This window comes from Calditrichia bacterium, assembly GCA_020634975.1.
GTDB lineage: Bacteria > Calditrichota > Calditrichia > RBG-13-44-9 > J075 > JACKAQ01.
The window spans coordinates 2,621,574-2,640,106 of record JACKAQ010000001.1; the positions used below are offsets into that span (position 1 = coordinate 2,621,574).

Consider the following 18,533-nt stretch of genomic DNA (forward strand, 5'->3'; position numbering starts at 1 on the left):
ATCTTTAAATCGCTGATTTTCATATAATTATCGGCGAAACAAAAATAATGGAATATTGAATGGACGCGCAGAATTTGCCGAAAATTCCGCCCCCTAAAAAAATTACGCCACTAAAGCGAACCGTTGCATATCTGTGCGGTTTGCTGGCGGAACGCACCAATTATTTTCAGTTCACCGGAACCTTTGATTGGGAAATTCACCGTGTTTCGGTTCCGCTGCCGCAGCTATCTGCGGGAAAAACCATCCGCATGTTGCACCTCTCCGATTTCCATGTTTCGCGGGTTGTGCCGCTCCGGTTTATCGAAAACGCCATCGATTTGGGATTGGCGCAACAGCCCGATATCATCTGCCTCACCGGCGATTATGTAACCCACAAAATGCCGGACGACATCCAAAAATTTCGTGACATTTTAGCGAAACTGCCGGCGGCTGCGCCAACATTCGCGATTTTTGGCAATCACGATTGTTGTTATCCTGGCAAATCTCCGGCTGATTTTATTGATACATTATCAGTGGGAAGATTGCTCAACGATGCCGGAATTACCCTGCTGTTCAACCGCAGCGAAACCGTATCCGTGCAGGGCGAAACCCTGCAAATCGCCGGACTCGGCGATCTCGCTTCGCGAAATATGTTGCCGGAACATGCGTTGCAATTGAAACAACCGTCGCGGTTGGCTGTTGCCGAAACACCGGAATTACCCGACGAAACCACGGATTCGCCGGTCATTTTGCTCTCCCACAATCCGGACACGAAAGCATTTCTCAAAAAATATCGCTGGGATTTGATGCTGTGTGGCCACGCTCACGGCGGGCAATTGCACATTCCGGGCGTCGGTGCGCTGTATGCGCCCATTTCTGATATGCGGTTTTTGGAAGGGTTGCATCGTTGGGAAAATCGCTGGATTTACGTGACGCGCGGCATCGGAAATGTGCACGGCATTCGCATCAATTGCCGCCCGTGGATCAGCGTTGTGGAACTTCAGGGGAAAAATTAGGCGCGTTTTCTGCCGATTTGGTAGTATTCCAGATAAATTTCGATGGTCGTCACCAGAAAAATCATTACCACCGGTCCGTAAATTACTCCCAAAAATCCGAACAAATTTAGCCCGCCGAAAGCGCTGAGTAAAATGAGCGCGGTGCTCATTTCCGAATCTTTGGAAACGAGGCGCGGGCGCAGTACATTATCCAGATTTCCAACCACCAGCAAACTGCCGATGAGCAGCACAACGCCTTGCCAAATATTGCCCATCGCCAGCAAAACGATGGCCATCGGCACGGAAATAACGTGCGAACCGAGCGGTAAAATCGAGAGAAAAATCGCCAGTAACGTCCAGAAAAACACATACTTCACGCCAACAATCCAGTAGAAAAAACCGGCGGCAACGCCCTGCGCCAACGCAATCACGAAAACGCCTTTCACCATCGAGCGGGTCATGGCAATCATGCGATCGAGGTATTTTTGGTCGAGCGAATCGTCCAGCGGACTGAGGTCTTTGACGAGCTGAATCAATTTGGGATATTTCGGAAACAGCGTCCCGACGAGGGTCAGAAAAATGATGAATTTGGTGATCAGATCTGCGGACGAACTGCCCAACTGCACGGCGCGATCCGCCAGAAAACGGGTGATCGGCTGAATAATTCCCCGCACGGTATCGATGATTTTTTCTTCGGTGATCGGCTCAATGTTGCCAAAGGGTATTTTAGCGATCCAGTGGTTGACCTCGGAAATCACGTTGGTGACCGACACGTTGTTTCCGGCAACCATTGTGGTCACTTCTTCTTTAAATTGAATCGCCTGGCTAACGGTAACGTTGATCACCAAAACCAGCGGCACCAGCCCGGTCAAAAAAATGGTGAGCAAGGTCAGCGAAATGGACAGCGATTCGCGGTTTTTCGTTCGCCGCAAAAACCAGTGATACAGCGAATTGAACATCACCACCACCACAATCGAGAAAATAATGGTGGCGAGATACGGCTCCAGCAACCAATAGGCGCTCAGCCCGGCAAATGCCAGCAGCAGGTAAAAAAATCCCCGGTTATCGTGTGTTTTAATGGGCATGTTTTTGTCTTGCAATATATGCGGAAATAAGAATTACGCATATATTTTCTGAATTTTTATGGGGAGTCTGTTTAACACAAGCTCTTTCAAATCTAATTTTTGGCTGGCATTGTCGATGTCAATCCCGGCGAGGTTGCCATCATCATCATAATCGAGAACGACGCCTTGCGAAATTTCAACGCTCTCAACACTCGTTTTTGATGATAGATCGATATATAAAGAATCAGTTTCCGGGTAATAGTTCATTTTCATTTTTTGAAACTCCTGTCGGGAAATGCGTTGTGGATTGTTTTTTTGTCCGATAGCGTTACAACCCTGAATATTTTATTGTCAAATTCTTCTATTTCTCCCCAAAATCTGAAACGGTTACCATCCTGTTCTTCAATCAATATCGGATTTTCGACAATCTGGATACACCACTCTTTTTTGATGAAAGGTCTTTTTCTCAACACTTCATTTTCAAAATATGCTGTAAAGCTATATTTTTTCATTATTCTCAATTAATATATTGATATGCAACGGGGAAAACCAACGCTTTTTAGTTGGTAATCACTCCGGTTTTCCATTGCTCATGGCAAATAGCGTTTCCAAATCCTCGTGGGTCAATTGTTTGATGAACCCGTCATCCGAGGTGATCAGCGCTTCCGATAGTTCGCGCTTTTTCTGCTGCATTTTCAGGATGCGCTCTTCCACGCTTTCTTTCACGATAAATTTGTAAACAAACACCCGTTTGTCCTGCCCGATGCGATGGGCGCGGTCGGTTGCCTGTTGCTCAACCGCGGGATTCCACCACGGATCGAGATGAATCACATAATCCGCAGCGGTGAGGTTTAATCCCAAACCACCGGCTTTCAGCGAAATGAGAAATGCGGAAATATCCGGGTTATTCTGGAAATTATGAATCCGTTCACCACGGGATGCCTGCGGGACTTGCCCGTCCAGATATTCGTATTTCCAGCCTTTGGCGTCAAAAATTTTGCGAACGATGTTCAAAAATCGCACAAATTGCGAGAAGATCAGCACTTTGTGTCCTTTCACCAACAGATCGTCCAGCATGTCTTCCAAAAGTTGCACTTTGCCGGAATCCTGCAGATCGGTTTTGTCATCCAGAATTGCCGGATGGCAGGCGATCTGGCGCAAATAGGTGAGCGCTTCCACAATTTTCAATCGCGATTTGTTCAACCCTTCGCTATCGATGCTGTTAAAAATTTGCTCGCGATAATAGCTCAGCCATTTGTCGTAGGCTTCGCGCTGGCTTTCGGTCATATCAATATGTTGAACAATTTCGGTGAGCGGCGGCAATTGCGTTTCCACTTCCTCTTTGGTGCGTCGCAAAATGAACGGAAAAATGATGCGTTTGAGCTGGGCAATTTGCGCATCGCGTTCGTCTTCCTCCACATTCAGATAGCGGGTTTCGAACTGTTTCATCGTGCCCAGCAAACCCGGATTGACGAAATTCATCTGCGCCCACAAATCCATCAGCGAATTTTCGACGGGCGTTCCGGTGAGTGCCAGCCGCCGTTTGGCTTTCAGTTTTTCCAATGCGCGATAGGTTTTTGTGTGCGGATTTTTAATTTTTTGCGATTCGTCCAGCACCAGATAGCTGAATTGCTTTGTGGACAAACTTTTGTGATCCTGCAACACCATGCCGTAACTGCACAAAACCACATCGTAACTGGCGAGTTCTTTGATCATTTTCTGGCGTTCCGCCCGGTTGCCGTAATAGCGCAAAACCCGCAATTGCGGCGCAAATTTCTGAATTTCATCTTCCCAGTTGAAAACCAGCGTCAGTGGCACAACAATCAGCGCGGGTTTTTCCAGCCAGCCTTCGTTTTTCAATTTGAGCAGCAGCGATATCATTTGGATGGTTTTACCCAAACCCATATCGTCCGCCAGAATGCCGCCAAAATGCAGCTCTTTGAGGAAATGCAGCCAATCCAGCCCGGATTGCTGATATTCGCGCAATTGCCCGTTCAGCCCTTCCGGCGGCGAAACCGGTTGGATGGATTCAAACTGGCGATATTTTTCCAACAGTTCGCCGGCGTATTTGTCGATCCGCAAACTTTCTGTGTGCGGTTCCAGCTCTTTTAGCATCGTGATGCCGGCCATCGGCAAGCGCATTTCGCCCTGCCCGTTTTTGAGCTCCAGATATTGCGAAATGGCGTTAAATTGCTGTTTGATTTCGTCGGTGACGAAAATATGTGAGCCGTCATCCAGCTTGACATACGATTTGCCGTTTTCGATTTGCTTCAGCAGATTTGGCGCCAAAACGGATTCGCGCCCCATCGTCAGCGAATAGGTGATGTCCAGCCAATCTGCGCCGGATTTTACCTTTATTTGCAATTTCGGCAACTGGCGATGCACGCGGTAACGTTTTAATTTATCTTCATTTATGATGGTAAAACCGGCGCGTTCCAGTTTGGGGAGCGTCAGCCGCATCCAGTCCAGCCCGTTGTAATCCGCGGCGATGCTCCAGTGCCCGGTGCGGAAAATCAACCCGTTTTCTTCCAGCATTTTGCGCGCCTGCGATTCCGCCTGCACATCTCTTTTGATGATGCACAACTGGCGTTGTTTGGTGGCCAGGCTCCGGTCGATAACTGGTTGCGCGGGGAACTCAAATTCGCCGTAGGTGAAATTGATATCGATTTGCAAATGGTGGTTGTATTCGGAAAATTCGATGCTTTTTGCGCTGAGCGGATAGTTGATCTGCTCAATGTGTTCACCGATATTTTCCCAATCGATTACCGGCAGCAAATGCGGCAGGTAAATGCGAATAAATTCCGGTAATTCCGTGTGGGGGATTTCGAATTTTTCGCGAATGCGGAAGTAGTTTTGCCAAAATGTTGCCGGCAACGCCGATTCGATGAGGTAAATTTTTGTGCCGTAAAGCATGTAAATAGGGTTGGAGGCGAGAATAATTCCCGGTTCTTTCAACGGCAGCACATCGCCGCCTTCGAACACCAGTGCCGGTTGCATGTAATAGCCGCTGCGCCCTTTTTGCAATCGCAAAATGATGGTCGCTTTTTCCGTGTGCATGGTTGCTTTTACGGGATTGCTGGCGGCTGTTTCTTTAATCATTAAGCGGCTTTGGGAAACCCAGTCCAACAAAAAACCAACCGGCTGTGTATAATTGAAAATCGAGCGGTTGCTGTTAATATCGCCTTCCAGAAAAATGAGCGTGTCCAGCTCGCTTTGGCTGATGTTTACTTTGCTGCTATCCACCACGCTAAGGGTGAGGCGCACTTCCCGCCCCGGCGAGCCATCCAGCCGGGTGTACGATGCGTACGGCACAATTTCCCAATTACTGGAGCGCAGTTCAAATACAAAATATGGTTCGTAAACTCCCGCCTTCGATTGAAACGATTTGGGACGCGGCATTTTTTCGAGCAGACCAACCAATTGTTCCAGTTTGTTACGCCAGGTCATAAATCAGAAATACCTTTTATCTTGAATATTAACAGCAATTTAAATATCTATATTTACGGTTTTTTATGAGCATCCTGCCCGGGCAGCTTCCGTTTTTTTTGTAGATCACCCGCCGATCCGCAATGTCGTGCCGGATGGAATTGTGTGGCAAACAACAGCGACGGAATCAATCGTCTGCATCACAAAATTTCTGAAATGCAAGCTATAGTATAAAATCGCGGTGCACATTTGAAATTGACGTCGGTCATGTTTGCGGCAGTTGGATTTGGCATCACAGCGGTTGAATTTGCCCGGTAACCACCTGCAGCCGATAAATATATTGATGCCAGATAAACAGAACCAATCCGCTGATGATGTTTACCGCCATCAGCCCGTACCACACGCCTTCCAGTCCAAAAAATTTGGCGCCGAAAAATGCCAGCGGCACTTGCAGCAAATATAATCGCACCAGATTTGCCGCGAGATAATGCCTGCCCAATCCCAATCCCTGAAAACTGGCGGCGCTGCACAAATAAATGCCGCTGAAAAAATGCCCGATCGCGGTAATCCGCAACGCATGTGCGCTAATTTTGAGCACCTCGGGACTTTGGGCAAAAATGCCCGCAAAAAATGTTGAAAAAACAATAATTATCAACGCAGAAAAAGCCATGATCGAAAACGCCACGCCAATTCCGGTAAAATAAACTTTGTTGACCCGCTCGAAATGCCCCGCGCCAAAATTGTGCCCGGTAAGAATACTGACCGCCTGAGAAATGCCGATTGCCGGTAAAAAAATCACCATTTCGTAAGTGAACACGATGGTGTACGCGGCGCGCGCGTCCGAGCCGAACGGATTCAGCACATAAAACACAAACATCATCGCCACGCTGGTGAGCATTTGGCTGACCGATGCGGGCAACCCGACCTGAAACACGCCCGAAATAATCGCGCGATCCAGCCGGAAAAGCCGCAATTTTAGCTGTGTTGGCTGATGCCGGAAGAACATTTGATATCCCACATACAGCAGCGAAACGGCTCTGCCCAATCCCGTTGCCCACGCCGCACCCTGAATACCCAATTCCGGAAAAGATGCCAACCCGAAAATCAGCAACGGGTCCAGTGTCAGGTTGATAATGTTGCCGAGCAACATAAATTTCATCGGCGAAACCGTATCGCCCCAGCCCTGATAAACGCTGCTGGATACCATCGTGAGCAAGTTCACCGGCGTAAATAAAAATATGATGGTGAGATACGCGGTGATAAATTCCAGCAATTGGCCATCTGCCCCCAACTGCCGGAACAAAAATCGTTGCCCCAACAACCCCATTGCTGAGAGCAACAGCCCGACCAGAATCGCAATCAGAAATGCATGGAGAATTGTGTTTTCCGCAACTTCGTTTTTATTCGCACCCAGGTTCCGGGAAATAAACGAGTTAACACCGTTTCCGATACCAACGCCGAGCGAAATTACCACCATCTGTAACGTAAACGCCATCCCGATTGCCGCAGTTGCCACATCGCCCAGTTGGCTGACAAAAATCCGGTCAACATATTGATAACTGGTCACAAAAATAAATGCAATAATCATTGGAGTGGCGAGCCTGATTACATGCTTGAGTATCGATCCACTCAATAGGTCTTTTCGCTCAGCTCGTTTATTCATCGTCGTCCTTATAGTTCTTAGAATTTGAAATATAAACAAAAAATCCTTGTTGTAAATGCTAAAAAATTTTACAGAGAAATTTCCGCAATTCGCAACTTTTATCTTATCGGGAGCATTTATCAATCGAGGTGGGTATATTTATGGCAAAATTGAAACACAACATCCGGCAGGGGTTTATGGCGCGAAACGTCTATCGAACAAAAGGAAATTTTAAGGGAATCCTGTTTATTCTGGCGATCGCCATTATTTTGGGATCGCTGTATTACAGCCAGATGCTGGTGGAGGAATTGCAGGAGCAATCCCGCGATTTTCTGCGATTCCGGGTGAAGGTGATTGAAAACAGTATCAACAGTGAGGAAAGCGGCGATCTCAGTTTTATCTTTTCCAACGTGATCCAAACTGCTGATTTTCCAATTATTTACACCGACAACGAAATGAACCCGCAAATCTGGCGAAACATCGATGTTGCAGAAAATGACGGTCGCCCGGTCAGTGCGGATACTTTGGTTTACATCAAAAAACTTATCGAAGAATTTGATTTATCCAACGCCCCAATTCCCATTGCCTTTGGCGATAACGTGCTCGGCTATTATCACTATGGCGAATCGCCGACCATTCGCAATTTGCGCTGGCTGCCGTTCATCGAAATCGGGATTGTGGCGCTGTTTATTTTGATCGGCTACGCCGGATTCAGCTCCATCAAACGCGGTGAAGAACGGCTAATTTGGGTGGGAATGGCAAAGGAAACCGCGCACCAGCTCGGCACGCCGCTGTCTTCGCAAATGGGGTGGTTCGAATATCTCAAATCATCGCCGGAGCAAATTCCGAAAGTAATTCCCGAGCTGGAAAAAGATTTGAAGCGGCTGCAAACCATCACCAACCGGTTTTCGCAAATCGGGTCGCTGCCGGATCTCAAATCGGAAAATTTGAATGATGCGCTCATGGACACCATCGAATATTTCCGGAAACGCATTCCCCAGCGCAGCGGCAAAGTGCAAATTGTTACCGATTTGGCGCCGGAAATGCCGCCGGTTCGGCTGAACACCGATTTATTTTCGTGGGTGCTGGAAAACCTGATCAAAAACGGGCTGGATGCGATGGAAAACAAAGGCGGCAGCATTTCCATCACTGCGGCAAAAATGAACGAATCGCAAATTTTTATCGACGTGCAGGATACCGGCAAAGGCATTCCCAAAGCAGCCCGGAAAACAATTTTTAATCCCGGATTCAGCACCAAAAAACGCGGCTGGGGATTGGGGCTCAGCCTCGCCAAACGCATCGTGGAAGAATATCACGGCGGCAAATTGCTGCTCAAAGATAGCCAGATTGGCGATGGCTCCACTTTTCGGATTGTGCTGAACATCGACGAATCGGTTGTTGCGCCGTAAATTTGGAGAGAAAAATTTGGGATATCTGATCGCTGTTTCGCTGATTTGGGCATTTTCGTTCGGGCTCATCAAAGGCAACCTCACCGGGCTGGATTCCAATGTTGTATCGTTTGCGCGAATGCTGATTTCGCTGATTGTGTTTCTCCCGTTTTTGCGATTGCGCAATTTCCCGGTCAAACTGGCGCCAAAATTTTTGCTGGTCGGTGCGTTGCAATACGGCATGATGTATCTCGCCTATATCTATTCTTTTCAACATCTTAAGGCATACGAAGTTGCGCTGTTTACTATTTTCACGCCCATTTACGTTACCCTGCTCAACGATGTTTTTCGCCAAAAATTTAACGGATTCCATTTGCTGATGGCAGCGTTGGCAGTGTTCGGAACCGGCGTAATTGTGTTTCACGAATTTGCGCGCGGCGGTTTTTGGCTGGGATTTTGGGTGGTGCAATTGTCCAATATTTGTTTTGCGTTCGGGCAAATTTATTATCGCGAATTGATGCAGCGTCACAGAAATTTGAAGGACCGGGAAATTTTCGGATTGCTGTATCTCGGTGCGGTGCTGCTGACCGGTTTTTCGTCGATTGTCTCCGCCGATTTGACAGCAATTTCGTTGAATGCCACCCAAATCTGGACGCTGCTGTATCTCGGAATTTTGGCTTCCGGCGTGTGTTTTTTTCTGTGGAATTTTGGCGCGCGGCAGGTGAACGCGGGCAGTTTGGCGGTCGCCAACAATTTGAAAGTGCCGTTGGGCGTGGCGGCCGCGCTGCTGTTTTTTGGCGAAAGCGCCGATGTGCCGCGATTGCTGATCGGCGGCGGCATTATTTTGGCCGCGCTGTTGGCTAACGAAAAACGGCAGTCGATTCGCAAAATCAGCAAACGGGCGGCCGTTCCCGATTGATTGTTAGCGCTGAATTGCCTAAAATTTTCTATGAAAAATCCCGTAATTTGGTTTAATTTCTACGAAAAATCGAATGTGGAAAACACACCACAATTCGTCGCAAAAACGAGGCGGAATTATGCAGCGCACATTGATTATGTTGATGATTTTATTCAATTTAGCGACAGCTCAAACATCCGAAGCAGAATTACGGATAAAACAGGCCGGCGAAATTGAGCAGGTTCTGGTAATCGGTTTTTCGCCCGATGCAACTGACGGCATCGATATCGGTATCGATGTGCTGTCACCGCCGCCGTCACCGGGATTTTTCAGCCAGTTGCAATGGAAAAACGAAGGTTATTTTAAAGATATGCGCAACGCCGCCACATCGCCGGACACATTCCGGGTGCGCTATTGGCGGAATGGCAGCGGACAAATTGTCGTTCGTTGGAACAGCGCCACGCTGCCGGCGAACCGCAATTTTCGGATTACCGACGATTTCAATTTGAATACGTTTAGTTTGGACATGCGCAGCGCGGATAGTTTGGTTGTGGATAATCATCCCATATTATTTGATCAATTACGGATCATCGCAACAGCGCCAACCGCTTTGGACGATTTTGGCGCCATATCACCAAATGAATTTTGGCTGGCGCAGAATTTTCCGAATCCCTTTAACCCGGAAACGGTGATTCGCTACCAATTGCCGGAGCGCCAGCATGTGACATTGATGATCGTTGATTTGCGCGGGCAAACCGTTACGACGTTGGTAAATGATGTGCAATTTTCCGGAAATTATGAAGTTAAATGGGATGGCAAAGATGTGCGCGGAAACGCCGCCGCCAGCGGATTTTATTTTTACCAACTGCGCGCCGGTATTTTTTCCGAAACGCGTAAGATGTTGTTAATTCGATAATTATGCGATAACCACCGAGCCCTGAGTCCCGTATTACGGGAAAGGGCGGATGGAAAAAAAGGATAAAAGGTGAAGGATAAAGGATAAAGAAGCAACCGGAAACCGGCATCATTTGGCAATTTTTTCGTACGCTGTGTCGATCTGTAAATTGCCGCCGTTGATTGCTTCGTGGGTCAGTTCGTCGCAACGTTCGTTATCAGCGATGCCGGCGTGACCCTTCACCCACACAAAATTCACGTTGTGAAAATCGCACAGCGGGATCAATTCTTCCCACAAATCGACGTTTAGCGCGGGATCTTTTTTATTGCGCATCCAGCCGTTGGCCTGCCATTTTTCCACCCAGCCTTTGGTCATCGCGTTTACCAAATATTGCGAATCGCTGTGCAGCGTAACGCGGCAGGATGTTTTCAGCTGTCGCAGCGCTTCGATGGCTGCGGTAATTTCCATCCGGTTGTTGGTGGTCAGGCGAAATGCGCCGCAAATTTCTTTTTTCTGATCGTCGTATCGCAAAACGGCGCCGTAGCCGCCCGGTCCGGGATTACCGATCGCGCCGCCATCGGTATAAATGGTCACATGTTTTTTCGTATTCATGCCCATATTTAACAAAATTTCAGTCAAAAACGATATAATTTTTCAAATTGCGAAATTGCAGTTTTTGCATTACCGGGTTCAAATCTGCTGCCAAACTTTGTTAATAATCGTGCAAAGATGTGGCTATTTTGACAGCGCGATCGTAAATTGAAACGGATATGCGTAAAAATACAATCGAGGGCTATAAATGTGTAAACTCAATAAATTTAAACTGTTGTCATCGATTTTCGGATTGCTGGTGTCAACAATTGCCGGTTTCGGGCAGGTTAATTTTACCAGTTCCAATTTGCCCATTGTTGTGATCAACACGAACGGGCAAACCATTCCGGACGAGCCAAAAATCACGGTAAATATGGGCATCATCTGGAATGAAAACGGGCAGCGCAATTTTCTCAGCGATCCGTTTAACCATTACGATGGTTTGATCGGGATCGAGATTCGCGGTTCCAGTTCACAAATGTTTCCCAAAAAGCAATATGGTTTCGAAACGCGCGACGCGGATGGTGAGGATCTGGACGTTGAATTATTGGGAATGCCGGAAGAAAGCGACTGGATTTTGCATGCGCCGTACAGCGACAAATCGCTGATGCGCAATGTGCTGGCGTATGATTTTGCCAACCGGATGGGGCGATACGCCTCTCGTACCCATTATTGCGAATTGGTGCTAAATGGCGAATATATGGGCGTTTACATTTTAATGGAGAAAATAAAACGCGATGACAACCGGGTGAATATCAAAAAGCTGGATGAGGATGAAATTTCCGGCGTCGATCTCACCGGCGGCTACATTATTAAAATTGACAAGCCGGATGTACCCGGCACCGGCGGCTGGTATTCGCCCTTCCGGCCATATGAAAATGCGCCACAAATGATCAATTATTTATACGAAACGCCCGATGCGGAAGATATTGTGCCCGAACAGGTAGCCTATATCCAGAATTTTATCTACGAAATTGAAGGATTGTTTTACGCCGGCGATTATCGCCACCCGTTTAACGGATATTACGAACGTATCGATGTCGGGTCGTTCATCGATTTTTTGTTGATCAACGAAATCTCACGCAATGTCGATGGTTACCGGATCAGCACATTTATGTACAAAGATCGCGAAGATGTGGATAACCGATGGGTGATGGGACCTGTGTGGGATTTCAATCTGGGTTTCGGTAACGCCAATTATTACAGCGGCAGCGCCATTTCCGGCTGGCAATTCAATTTTCAGGATGCGAACGATCAATGGCAAATCCCGTTTTATTGGGATAAACTGTTGGCTGATCCGGTGTTCACCAATCTTTTGACCCGCCGTTGGAATGAGTTGCGCAACACCATTTTTCACAGTGATTCGTTGATGAGCCGGGTGGAAATGTTTGCGGACAGCATCGAAGAAGCGCGCATCCGCAACTTTGTGCGCTGGCCGATATTGGGCGTTTGGGTATGGCCGAACGAATTTGTTGGCCCGGATTACCAGTCGGAACTGAACTATTTGAAACTGTGGATCAGCGCACGGGTAAACTGGATGGATTCGCAAATCGGCACGAATTTCACGACGGTTGACTGGGCATCGGCGGAGGATGTTTCGCCCACCAGCGTTGACGGCGAAACCATTTCGCTGCTGTTGTCGGATGTGGCGCCCGTTACCGACAATCTGGATTCGATTGTTGCTGTGAGCGAATCTGCGGAGCTAACCGCTGTTGTCGACAATGGCCAGTTGCTGCTGAACGCCACAGCTGAGGGCTATTTTCACTTCCGGTTGCTGGCAAAACGCAACGGCGAAACGGTGGGAATATCTCCGTTGTACACGCTACGGGCGTTAATTTCGAGCATCGAAAACAGCCCCGGAAGCACGCCGAAAACGTTCAAGCTGAACCAGAATTTCCCAAATCCGTTTAACGGAACTACCAATATTTTATATTATTTACCCAAAGTTGTCAATGTCCGGTTGACGCTGTTCAACACTACCGGGGAGTTGGTGCAGGTGCTGCATTCCGGCGCACGCGAAGCGGGCTGGCATTCGGCAATCTGGAACGGGTTGGACCGAAACGGTAATTCGGCAAGTTCGGGTGTTTATTTTTACCGGCTGGAATATCAAACTTCAGTTGCCAGCCAATCGAATCAGCAAACCAAAAAGTTGCTGTTAATTCAATAAAAGTCGAGAACAACTGCAACAAAAAAGGCTGCCGAGTGCAGCCTTTTTTGTTTGTGAAGCATGTTAGGAGGAGAGTGTTTAAGCCAATAAAAAACTGAATGTTAAACGTATTTGTTTATGGCTGCAAATAGCTTTTTGCCGTCACGTTTTCGGGATCGAGAATGAGGATGTTGGAAAATACCGCCATCGCTTCGTCCGTTTCGCCCAGCCCAATTTTTCCGAGCGCAAATTCGGTCAAAAACTGCACGTCGATGGGATAAATCGCCAGCATTTTCTGGGTGATTTTTACGGCAACGTCAAATTTTTGCTGCATCCGCAGCGCATACGCCAACCGTAAATTTCCGTAATAATTGTAATAATCGACGTTCAAAATCTGGAACGCTTCCTTCTCCACTTCGCCGTAGCGGTGTTGTGCCAGCAACGGCAGCAATCGCCCTAATTTTGCCTCCAGCGAATACGGCGAAATTTTGATCGAACGGTCGTAATGGCTGATGGCGTTGGCATAATTGGTACTCAAATAATACAGCCAGCCGAGTCGCAAATTAACGGTGTAAGTATTTGGAAATTCGTTGTAAACCGGCATCAGCGTGTTGATGGCGTCACTGTAATTCTGGATTTTTTCGTAATTGTAAGATTTGTAATAGGCATCGCGGATTTCTGCATCGGTCAACGCCAGCAGATTTGCCGAAACCAGCAACAGCAGCAACATTTTTTTCATAATAGACACCCGTTTTGGGATTTTCACAATTCACTAATTCATTGGGTTTTCGATCTTTGGTGCGAATTTCAGCGAACCAGCATCATTTTGCGGGTTTGCGCCGCGTTGCCAAATTGCAGCCGCGAAAAATACAATCCGCTGGCGACAATTGCGCCGTTGCTGTCGCGCCCGTCCCATTCGATGTCGTATTCGCCCGGCGATTGCTGCCCGCGAACCAGCGTTTTCACCATTTTGCCGTTTGCATCGAAAATGTTCAGCCGCACTTCGCCGCCGGTCAACAGCCGGTATCGCAGATGCGTTGCCGGATTGAACGGGTTCGGATAATTGCCCATCAGTGCAAAATTTTCCGCAAAATTTTGCGACGTTTCACCGGGAGAAATTGCCGTTTGTCCGTCTGCTGTCAGCGCAATCACGTGCGGCGTTCCGGTGGAAAGGCTCATCGAACCCACCACAATTTCCTGTTTGCCATCGCCATTGGCATCGCCGATGGCCATTTTTGATGGCATAAACAAACTGCCGTTATAGGTTGTCGCATAAATTTGCGAGAGCTCGTAATTGTTGAAGTTGTTAACTTCGCCGCCGGTAAATTCCCAATCGAAAATGGCGCTTTGAGTGGCGGTGCTGTCCGATGCGCAAAGGTAGATATCCGGGCCGTCGGGCGTTTGTCCGGTGGGCGAATCCGCGTTGCCGGTGCGCAATCCCACCAGATTAAATCCACCGTAGGTTTGGTAATCGCCGAGCAGATAAAAATTGCTGGCAAAATTCATCTGGCTCACATCGCTGACATTTGCGACCACCCACAAATAGCCTTCTGTGCTGGCGAGATAGAGTTCGCTCTGCCCGTTTCCGTCGAAATCCGCTTCCGCCATCGCTTCGTTGGAAAACGCGTTCGGATCGAACGAAACGTAAAATTCGTTTACTTTTGCGTAGCTGTCTTCGGCGCTGTTTTCCCAAATCACCATCCGGTAATAATTCCACTCCACCGCAATGATTTCGGATTTCCCGTCGCCATCCAAATCGCTGGTTTGCAGCCCGTAACAATAATACGCAAGTGCAGTATTATCATCCATTTCCACATGCCAGTTGGGATTGGCTGCATCGCTGCCTTCGGCAATTTCCGCAACGATGACGTGGCTGGCTGCCGGGCTCAAACTGTAGAGCGCCATCACCAGTTCCGGTCGCGCATCCCCGTCGATGTTGGCAACGAGAATATCGCCGGATTCGTCCACGCCGCCGGGCAAATTGATGTTCCAACTGCTGGTTGGCGTTGCCGGAAAAATGCCGAGCGTCGCATCAAATTCGAACAGATACAGCGCATTTTGCCCCGCGCCGCAATCGTTCAGAAAAATCAGTTCCGGCAGCCCGTCCGCGTCCAGATCGCCGGTGGTGCAGGCGGAATAATTGTAATTGGTGAGATCCAGATTGTTGAACCAGTAATACCACGCGATCACAAACGAATCGCCGGAAGCTTCGTACAAAATGGCGTCGTTGCCAAATGCGCCGCTCCACGAGCTGCTCATCAGAAATTCGCCGTTGCCGTCGCCGTCCGCGTCAATCATCCCGTCGAGCGACATCACCGAACCGGTGGGTGTTATGCCGCCGGAAGCCCACGGGACATCCTGCCAGGTTTGGGTAAATGTGTTGCCGTAGGTTTGCGCCAGCACGGAAAATGACCATCCGAGCAGCGCGAGTATCAACATTTGTTTCATTGCTAAACCCCTTTTCCCATTGATAGTTACAACGTGAATGCTCCCATCACAACAAAAGTAGTGGCGCGTGGTCTGCCGGAAGTCCCCAACTCTTTAAATCGCCCTTGCGATACTTTTAGCGTCAGCGAACTTTTGGGATTGAGCGCGATTTCCAGCGAGCCGCCAAACGCGCCCTGATGTTCCTCCGGCAAATTGAACACCACAAATCCGTAATTTTGCACGGCGAACGCCTGTTTGCCGGCCCACACAAATCCCTCGATCGTCAGCGATTTGTAAAAATATTTCAGCGATTGGCGAACGCTGGCAAATTCAGTGGCGCCGAATCCGGCATCTGTTGAATGGCGAATGTAGCTGCCCCCGGTTTCCGCATAAAATCGTTGATTGAGAAATGCGTTGCCGAAGAAAAATCCGAAAATACCGGTTACCTGCAGTGCGGAAAAATCGGGCGTGAAATTGCTGTATTTGGAGTGATAGACCTGCACTTCCGCGCCGTATTCGTTAAATCGCTGGCGTTTCAGCCCGCCAAAAATTACGGTTCCGGCGGTGGGATCGTCGCTGCTGAAAATGCCGTGATATCCAACATGCCATTGCATATTTGTGAAATGATAATTGGTGTAGCGCAGCGTCACATCGGTTTGATTAACATTCACCGCTTCGGTGCGAAACGGGAATTCGTCGATAAAAATATCCCGGCTGCCAAATGTGATCCGGCTGTACGCCGCGTCGAATTCCAGCGAGTGATTCAGCCCCATTCCGAGATAGCCGTAAACGCCGCCGCCGATGTTGTTTTCTTTGTAAAATGTGCCCGAATAATTGACGTAGCTGGCATACGGAAACGCGCTGAACACCGTGCCGCCCTGCCCAAAAACGGGTTGCGCGATCGCGAAAAGCAGCACGATTGCTAATGCATTCAAAGCACTGTTTTTAATGCGTTTGCTGCGTTTCCGCAGTTGAGTTTTCAGTGATTTCATTTTCAATTTTCCTCAATTCCATTCCGTTCATTTTAACGGATTTGAATCCCGTAAATTCGTCCAGTTCGACGCTGGTTTTGCCGTTGATATTCAACATTTTAGCGCGAATTTCACCTTCTATCAGGTTCTCTGAAACTGCCGTTCCGTTAAATTCGATCTGGTTCAATTGGTGGCGAAACGAGCCGAAAAACAGCGCTGTGGCTTTGCGGAAGCCGCGAACGACCGCGCCAACCGGCACGGCATCTGTCCAACGCATGCCCGCCCGGAAAGCGAGCGGCAATCGCGGCAGCGCCACCAAAAATGCGTTCAGCCGTTCGTCGTTGCCATCCACCCGGTAAAAATAAAATGTGCCCGCGTTTTTCCCGAAATAGAGCTGTCCGTCGCCGGAATCAAAATAAAATGTGCCATCCGGGGCCATGCGCACGGTGAGGTGCAGTTCGCCGGATGTGACGCCGTTTTTCAGCACCGCAAAACGAAATTCCTGATCGAGAATGAACGATAGCTTTCTGTCCAGCGCTTTGTCCAGAAACGCAGGTTCGATAATCGCATCGAGTTCCGGCAGGTGATTGGCAAAATAGCGGTTTTCGCAAACAAATCCGGTGAAACTGAACGGCACGGTGTAACTGCCGATTTCCTCTGTCGCCTGCACCTGAATGTGGATGTGCGGCTGCGGCGAATATCCGGAGTTGCCGCAAAGCCCCAAAAATGCCCCGGTTTCCACCCAATCGCCCTGTTTCACTTTGATGGAATCCTGCACGAAATGGGAAATTTCCACATAAAATCCGCGCGGATCGTGAATGATCACCCAGTTGCCCCAATTGTTGATTTTGTCCACTTCTCCGATCGGCAAATCCGGCTGCGAATGGACGACATTCACCACCCGACCGCGCACCGGCGAAAGCACGGGTTTGCGAAATGCGTAATAATCATCCAGCGATGCGCCATCATTTTTGAAGGTGCTGCCGGTTTCGTCAGTGATCACAAAATCGTATGCGTAACGCCAACTGCCCTGATGGGTCCATTTGCCGTCGAACGCTTGCCAAACACGCCATTTGCCGGAAAACGGCAGCGCCAGCGAGCGCCAACTGCCGGGATATCGCAGCACATTTGCCAGATAATCGTCGAGCGTTTCCTCCGGTGTCCGGCGGATATTCAGCGCCAGCAGCGGCGATTGCACAATGCCCAGCACATAAATCAGCGAAAGCGAAACAAGGTTGAACGGCATTGTAAACGCCGGAATGCCGTGCGTTGACCAAAAAACTTCCACGGATTTGAGCAGAAATGTTCCGGCGAAAACGCCGATAATCGCGATAACATACGTTCGTGGCGAGGGAATCAAAAACACGCCGCCGAGCGCAATCGCGATCAAAATAAAATTGAAGCTGTTCACATCGGCAAATGCCTGCTGAAACGAGCCGATAAGCAGTGCATTCACCAGCGTTCCGGCGTAATAACCGCCCACCGCCAGTAAAAACAAGATCCGCGATGTGAATAAAATGATCAGCAAAAACAACGCGCCGGCGAACACTTCCGGCATGAATAATATCGCGCCGAGCGATTTCAGGAATCCGGCCAGCCAGTATGGCACATACAATTCGATGCCGGAAACGATGCGCGGATATTGCCCGGAAACATACAAATTGCTGTACTGCGACGACGCCAGATAGGCGATCGAACTGACCAGCACAAAGGGCAAACTGAGAATCGGCAGTCGCAAAAAATGCCAAAACAGATGCCCGAGCATGGTCGTGAGCACGAAAGTAAAAATCCCCGCAGTCACAATCATGAATAGCGTAAGTGTGTTAATTTCAAACAGATAGCCGATGGATAATCCGACCAGCAACGGGTTGTACGTGTAATATCCGGTTTTCAAAAACTCGCGATCCATTTCGATAAAACGCGCAAACAGATACGCCGACAGCACCGCCAGAATACCGGCAATCGCCACGTTTGGATGCAGCAACGTAATGGCAAACAACAGCACACCGATGCGGAATCCTTTCAGAAAAAAGATGTCCGAGTAGCTGTTGAAAATGGCTTTAAAATGCGCTTTCATGGATTCGATTTCTTTTTGTCGCATCGGCGCGAAA

Annotated in this window: 14 protein-coding genes; 5 read left to right on the plus strand and 9 right to left on the minus strand. The window is 48.6% G+C overall.

The window, feature by feature from the left end; genetic code table 11:
- The first annotated feature begins 59 nt into the window (after positions 1-59).
- Positions 60-995 carry a phosphodiesterase YaeI gene (gene yaeI / locus H6629_10610; GenBank protein ID MCB9068245.1) on the plus strand — a complete coding sequence of 312 codons (936 nt, stop codon included), beginning with the start codon at positions 60-62 and terminating at the stop codon, positions 993-995.
- On the opposite strand, the gene H6629_10615 is transcribed toward yaeI, so the two are convergent.
- From H6629_10615 to H6629_10630, 4 genes are all read right to left on the minus strand, one after another.
- Positions 992-2,059 (minus strand): AI-2E family transporter, encoded by a 1,068-nt coding sequence (locus H6629_10615; GenBank protein MCB9068246.1) that lies wholly within the window; start codon positions 2,057-2,059, stop codon positions 992-994. The two genes, yaeI and H6629_10615, sit on opposite strands and share 4 nt — an antisense overlap.
- Positions 2,060-2,092: 33 nt before the next feature.
- Entirely contained in the window at positions 2,093-2,311 is a 219-nt protein-coding gene (locus H6629_10620; GenBank protein MCB9068247.1) for a DUF2283 domain-containing protein, read from the minus strand.
- Between the two features lie 297 nt (positions 2,312-2,608).
- A complete protein-coding gene (locus H6629_10625; GenBank protein MCB9068248.1) occupies positions 2,609-5,485 on the minus strand; it encodes a DEAD/DEAH box helicase in 2,877 nt (958 codons plus the stop codon).
- Between the two features lie 271 nt (positions 5,486-5,756).
- Complete coding sequence (locus H6629_10630; protein ID MCB9068249.1) at positions 5,757-7,052, minus strand: MATE family efflux transporter; 1,296 nt, start codon at positions 7,050-7,052, stop codon at positions 5,757-5,759.
- Between the two features lie 215 nt (positions 7,053-7,267).
- Here H6629_10630 and H6629_10635 point away from each other — a divergent pair, with 215 nt between their 5' ends.
- The 3 genes from H6629_10635 (at position 7,268) to H6629_10645 (ending at position 10,308) form a co-directional block, all read left to right on the plus strand.
- A complete protein-coding gene (locus tag H6629_10635) occupies positions 7,268-8,515 on the plus strand; it encodes a sensor histidine kinase (GenBank protein ID MCB9068250.1) in 1,248 nt (415 codons plus the stop codon).
- Between the two features lie 16 nt (positions 8,516-8,531).
- The gene (locus tag H6629_10640; protein MCB9068251.1) at positions 8,532-9,413 is read left to right on the plus strand and encodes an EamA family transporter; all 882 of its coding nucleotides are present in this window, start codon (positions 8,532-8,534) and stop codon (positions 9,411-9,413) included.
- 118 nt (positions 9,414-9,531) lie between these two features.
- Positions 9,532-10,308 carry a T9SS type A sorting domain-containing protein gene (locus tag H6629_10645; protein MCB9068252.1) on the plus strand — a complete coding sequence of 259 codons (777 nt, stop codon included), beginning with the start codon at positions 9,532-9,534 and terminating at the stop codon, positions 10,306-10,308.
- A 108-nt stretch (positions 10,309-10,416) separates the two neighbouring features.
- Here H6629_10645 and rnhA read toward each other — a convergent pair whose 3' ends face one another.
- Positions 10,417-10,899, minus strand: a complete 483-nt coding sequence (rnhA, locus tag H6629_10650) for a ribonuclease HI (protein ID MCB9068253.1) — start codon at positions 10,897-10,899, stop codon at positions 10,417-10,419.
- Between the two features lie 187 nt (positions 10,900-11,086).
- On the opposite strand from rnhA, the gene H6629_10655 reads away from it, so the two are divergent.
- Positions 11,087-13,045: a CotH kinase family protein gene (locus H6629_10655; protein MCB9068254.1), complete on the plus strand. Its 1,959-nt coding sequence runs from the start codon at positions 11,087-11,089 to the stop codon at positions 13,043-13,045.
- 115 nt (positions 13,046-13,160) lie between these two features.
- On the opposite strand, the gene H6629_10660 is transcribed toward H6629_10655, so the two are convergent.
- The 4 genes from H6629_10660 to H6629_10675 all read right to left on the minus strand — a co-directional run bounded on the left by H6629_10660 (position 13,161) and on the right by H6629_10675 (position 18,499).
- On the minus strand, positions 13,161-13,763 hold the full coding sequence (locus H6629_10660) for a hypothetical protein (protein MCB9068255.1): 603 nt from the start codon (positions 13,761-13,763) through the stop codon (positions 13,161-13,163).
- A 68-nt stretch (positions 13,764-13,831) separates the two neighbouring features.
- Positions 13,832-15,472, minus strand: a complete 1,641-nt coding sequence (locus tag H6629_10665) for a T9SS type A sorting domain-containing protein (GenBank protein MCB9068256.1) — start codon at positions 15,470-15,472, stop codon at positions 13,832-13,834.
- A 26-nt stretch (positions 15,473-15,498) separates the two neighbouring features.
- Positions 15,499-16,443, minus strand: a complete 945-nt coding sequence (locus H6629_10670; protein ID MCB9068257.1) for a hypothetical protein — start codon at positions 16,441-16,443, stop codon at positions 15,499-15,501.
- Complete coding sequence (locus tag H6629_10675; protein MCB9068258.1) at positions 16,397-18,499, minus strand: urea transporter; 2,103 nt, start codon at positions 18,497-18,499, stop codon at positions 16,397-16,399. The genes H6629_10670 and H6629_10675 overlap by 47 nt, the downstream gene beginning before the upstream one ends.
- Positions 18,500-18,533: the final 34 nt, after the last annotated feature.